The sequence below is a fragment of the Sphingomonas bacterium genome (assembly GCF_903643065.1).
Classification (GTDB): domain Bacteria; phylum Pseudomonadota; class Alphaproteobacteria; order Sphingomonadales; family Sphingomonadaceae; genus Sphingomonas.
This window is the reverse complement of record NZ_CAHJWX010000256.1, coordinates 1-4,241: the sequence shown is the minus strand read 5'-3', so window position 1 is coordinate 4,241 and position 4,241 is coordinate 1. Positions and strand designations below refer to the sequence as shown.

6 protein-coding genes are annotated in these 4,241 nt (G+C 69.9%); 2 read left to right on the top strand and 4 right to left on the bottom strand.

Features of this window, described 5'->3' with window-relative positions; genetic code table 11:
* Positions 1-124 precede the first annotated feature (124 nt).
* Genes HUU95_RS09770 through HUU95_RS09760 form a run of 3 tightly spaced genes read right to left on the bottom strand, consistent with a single transcriptional unit; the run spans position 125 to position 1,258 of the window.
* On the bottom strand, positions 125-427 hold the full coding sequence (locus tag HUU95_RS09770) for a DUF3618 domain-containing protein (RefSeq protein WP_174279940.1): 303 nt from the start codon (positions 425-427) through the stop codon (positions 125-127).
* Positions 424-765, bottom strand: a complete 342-nt coding sequence (locus tag HUU95_RS09765; RefSeq protein ID WP_174279939.1) for a phage holin family protein — start codon at positions 763-765, stop codon at positions 424-426. The genes HUU95_RS09770 and HUU95_RS09765 overlap by 4 nt, the downstream gene beginning before the upstream one ends.
* Positions 749-1,258, bottom strand: a complete 510-nt coding sequence (locus tag HUU95_RS09760) for a hypothetical protein (RefSeq protein ID WP_174279938.1) — start codon at positions 1,256-1,258, stop codon at positions 749-751. The genes HUU95_RS09765 and HUU95_RS09760 overlap by 17 nt, the downstream gene beginning before the upstream one ends.
* A gap of 135 nt (positions 1,259-1,393) precedes the next feature.
* On the opposite strand from HUU95_RS09760, the gene eno reads away from it, so the two are divergent.
* On the top strand, positions 1,394-2,674 hold the full coding sequence (gene eno, locus HUU95_RS09755) for a phosphopyruvate hydratase (protein WP_174279937.1): 1,281 nt from the start codon (positions 1,394-1,396) through the stop codon (positions 2,672-2,674).
* A gap of 11 nt (positions 2,675-2,685) precedes the next feature.
* Positions 2,686-3,006: an FtsB family cell division protein gene (locus HUU95_RS09750; RefSeq protein ID WP_438827206.1), complete on the top strand. Its 321-nt coding sequence runs from the start codon at positions 2,686-2,688 to the stop codon at positions 3,004-3,006.
* A 187-nt stretch (positions 3,007-3,193) separates the two neighbouring features.
* Here the strand turns inward: HUU95_RS09750 and HUU95_RS09745 are convergent, their stop codons facing one another.
* The gene (locus HUU95_RS09745) at positions 3,194-4,018 is read right to left on the bottom strand and encodes an alpha/beta fold hydrolase (protein WP_174279935.1); all 825 of its coding nucleotides are present in this window, start codon (positions 4,016-4,018) and stop codon (positions 3,194-3,196) included.
* Between the last annotated feature and the right edge of the window lie 223 nt (positions 4,019-4,241).

Sequence of the window (4,241 nt, the reverse complement as noted above, 5' to 3'; positions counted from 1 at the left end):
GATGCCGAGCGGGTTGGCGTCGACCTGCGCGATCGCCGAGCGCGCGGCGTCCGATGCGCGATCATAGGCGCTGGGGGGCGGCGCGGGCTTGGGCTCGCGGTGGTGCGCGCCATGGCGGGGGGCGTCAGTCATGGACCTGATCCTTTGGTTCCAGAGGTTTGTCGCGGCGGAACAGCCGCGCGATGCGATGACGCCCGAGCAGCAGCACCGCCGCTACCGCCGCGCCGATCGCCGGGGCAGGATTGCGGCGCGCGACATCGGCGCCGGTACGCGCCGCGTTCTGGCCCGCGTCGGCCACCTTGCGCGCGCCTTCACGGGCGATGGCCTTGGGACTTAGCCGCGCCTGCAATTCCTTGAGCGTCGCCTGTAACCGAGCGCGCGCCACCGCCTCGCGCGTCTCGGCCGCGCGGATGTCCGCCTCGCTCACTTCAGCTTACCCTTGCCGACGAACGCGAGCACGGCCGCGATCAGCAAGGTCGCGACGATCACGATCGCGGTCGCGCCACCGGGGCCGACCAGCGGCGCCAGGGTGAAGATCAACCCGACCAGCAGCGCGATCACCGCCGCCAGCACGAGCACGACCGCCGCCACGAAGAACACGGCCGCCGACTTCCACGCGGTCAGCTTGTCGCCGAACTTCGCCTTGTACAATTCCACTTCCGCGCCGGCGAGCGCGCGGGCGTCCGCGACGGCGCGATGCACCAGCTCGCCGACGCCCTCGTCCGCGTGGAGGCGTGGCGCCTGGAGATCAGGCGTGGTCGGCATCGACGCCCGACTGGATGAGCCGCGCCAGCACGAAGCCGATCGCCGCCGCCGTGCCGATCGCGATCGCCGGGCTCTTGCGCACCAGCTCGCGCCCCTGATCGACCAGCTCGTCCAGGTCCTGTTCGCGGACCTGCGCCGAGAAGCCCTGCACCGCGTCGGCGGCCGACCGGGCATAGCCGCCATATTGCGCGCCCAGCTTGCCATCGACCTGCCCCGCCGCGTCGGTGAGCATCGTCGCGAGCTGGTCCAGCGCGCCCGCCGCGCGCTCCTTGCCCATGTCGGCGAACTGACGGACCCGGTCGCCCGCCTGGCCGCCCAGCTTGCTCGTTCCGCTGGTCAGTTGCTGGCGCACGCCGCCGACGTCCGGCTTGCTTTCCGGCTCGAACGCGACACCGGCGTCCTTGAGCGGCTCGGCGGGCTCGAAGCTCGCATCGGCAGGCGGCGGGGTCAGGTCGGCATCGGTTGCCGGGTGCGGCGTGTCGGGATCGGCCATCAACATGGTCCTTGCTGTTCGTGCGGATCGTCTAACCCGGTCCCCCCGGCGGATGTTCCCGCCGGGCGTCGCGGCATTGCCCCGCTTCGACCCCGGCGATAGAGGTCGCGCATCGTTCATGCGAGGGGCCCCGTTTTGACCGCGATCATCGATATTCACGCTCGCACGATCCTGGACAGCCGGGGCAACCCGACGGTGGAGGTGGACGTGCTGCTGGAGGACGGCAGCTTCGGGCGGGCCGCCGTGCCATCGGGGGCCTCGACGGGCGCGCACGAGGCGGTCGAGCGGCGCGATGGCGACAAGGCGCGCTGGGGCGGCAAGGGCGTCGACGGCGCGGTGGACGCGGTCAACATGGAGATCGCGCCGGCGCTGGTCGGCGAGGATGCGGAGGATCAGGCGGAGCTCGACGCCAAGCTGATCGCGCTCGACGGCACCGCCAACAAGAGCCGGCTGGGCGCGAACGCGATCCTGGGCGCGAGCCTGGCGATTGCCAAGGCGGCGGCGGACGCGCGCGGCCTGCCGCTGTACCGCTATGTCGGCGGGGTGTCGGCCAACGTGCTGCCGGTGCCGATGATGAACATCATCAACGGCGGCGAGCATGCCGACAACCCGATCGACTTCCAGGAGTTCATGATCGTGCCGGTCGGCGCCGACACGATCGTCGAGGCCGTCCGGCGCGGGTCCGAGATCTTCCACACGCTCAAGGGCATGCTGCACGACCAGGGGCTGGCGACCGGGGTCGGCGACGAGGGCGGTTTCGCGCCCGCCATCGCCTCCACCGGCGACGCGCTCGACTTCATCATGCGCGCGATCGAGGGCGCGGGCTACAAGCCGGGCGACGACGTGATGATCGCGCTCGATCCGGCGTCCACCGAGTTCTTCCGCGACGGGCACTATCATATCTCGGGCGAGGGCAAGGTGCTGAGCTCGGGCGAGATGGTCGACTATTATGCCGACCTTGTCGCGCGCTATCCGATCTTCTCGATCGAGGACGGGATGGCGGAGGACGATTGGGCGGGCTGGCGCGCGCTGACCGACCGGCTGGGCGCCACCGTCCAGCTGGTCGGGGACGACCTGTTCGTCACCAACCCGGCGCGGCTGCGCGAGGGGATCGACAAGGGCGTCGGCAACTCGATCCTGGTCAAGGTCAACCAGATCGGCACGCTGACCGAGACGCTGGAGGCGGTGTCGACCGCGCACCGCGCCGGCTATACCGCCGTGATGAGCCATCGGTCGGGCGAGACGGAGGACACCACGATCGCCGACCTGGCGGTCGCGACTAATTGCGGGCAGATCAAGACCGGCTCGCTCGCGCGATCGGACCGGCTCGCCAAGTACAATCAGCTGATCCGTATCGAGGAGGAGCTGGGCGCGGCGGCGCGCTTCGCCGGGCGCGGCGTGCTCAAGCGGGCATGAGGAGGGCGGCGGTGCGCGGCACGAAGAAGAGCTCGAACCTGCGCCGCACGCTGGGTCGCGCGGCGCTGCCGGCGCTGGCGGTCATGCTGGTCGGCTTCTTCGGCGCCTATGCCGTGTTCGGGGCGAACGGGTTGTTCGCCTATGGCGACTACCAGCGCCAGCTCGCGCGGCGCGAGCGGGTCTATGCTGCGCTCGACCAGCGCCGCGCGGTATTGCGCAACCGCGTGGCGCTGCTCGATCCGGACCATGCCAACCCGGACATGGTGGACGAGATGACCCGCAAGCAGCTCAACGTCGTACGCCCGGACGAAATGGTGGTGCCGTTGCGCTGAAGCCTGTCCTGATCAGATGCTACCATCCGTTCGTCCCGAGCGAAGTCGAGGGACCGAGACTGGTACGGTGTCTCTACCCCTCGTCGAGGCTCGGGAGAGCCTTCGCTCGACACGAACGGGTCAGGGTTCAGTCTGAACAGGAGAAACTCTAGCATCACCATCCCTTGCCGGGATGGCGAGCCGGCGGTCAGCGACCCAGGAATGTCAGCAGGTCCTTGGTCAGCCGGTCGCTGGCGGTCACGTTGAGCCCGTGCGGCTCGCCGTCATATTCGACCAGCTGCGAACCGGCGATGCCCTTCGCCGTGGCGCGGGCGGATGCATCGATCGGCACCGTCGCGTCGCTGGTGCCGTGGATGATCAGCGTCGGCACGCGGAACGCCGCCAGGTCCGGGCGGAAATCGGTGTGGCCGAACGACTGCGCGCAGGCGAGCGTCGCCTTGAGGCTGGCCTGCGCCGCGACCGCCGCGGACCAGTCCATCACGTCGTCGCTGACCGGGCGGCTGATATAGCCGACGCCGAAGAACTGCGGGATGAAGGTGTCGCGGAAGAACTTGTAGCGGTCCTGCTTGATGCCATCGGTGATCTGGTCGAACGTCGACTGCGGTACGCCGTGCGGATTGTCGTCGGTCTGAAGCATATAAGGCGTGACGGACGAGACGAGCGCGGCGCCGACGACGTTCTTGCCGCCGTGCCGGCTCATGTAGCGCGCGACCTCGCCGCCGCCCATCGAGAAGCCGACGATCGTCGCGTCGGTGGCGCCCGACGCCTCGATCACGTCCGCCAGATCGTCGGCGAGCGTGTCGTAATCGTAACCGCTCCACGGCTGACCCGAGCGGCCGAACCCGCGCCGGTCATAGGCGATCGCGCGGAAGCCCGCGTCGGCGAGCGCCATCGCCTGCGGATCCCACATGTCCGACGACAGCGGCCAGCCGTGGAGGAGGACGACCGGGCGCCCCTGGCCCCAATCCTTGACGTACAGGTCGGTACCGTCGCGCGTCTTGATATAGGGCATGGGAAGCTCCGAAGGCAGTTGCGAAGCGACAACGGCCCGGCCTCGGGCGGCGTTCCGTTACCGGGTGTGGCGCAGCACCGGCATGTCGTCGCGCGTCTCGGTCAGGCTCGGCTCGCGCACCGACGGGCGGAGGCGAGCGAGGCTGGTGAGGCCGGCGAGCAGCGCCAGGCCGGCGGACACGAACGGCGGCACCCGACCCGCGCCGACGCCGAACGCCAGCAAC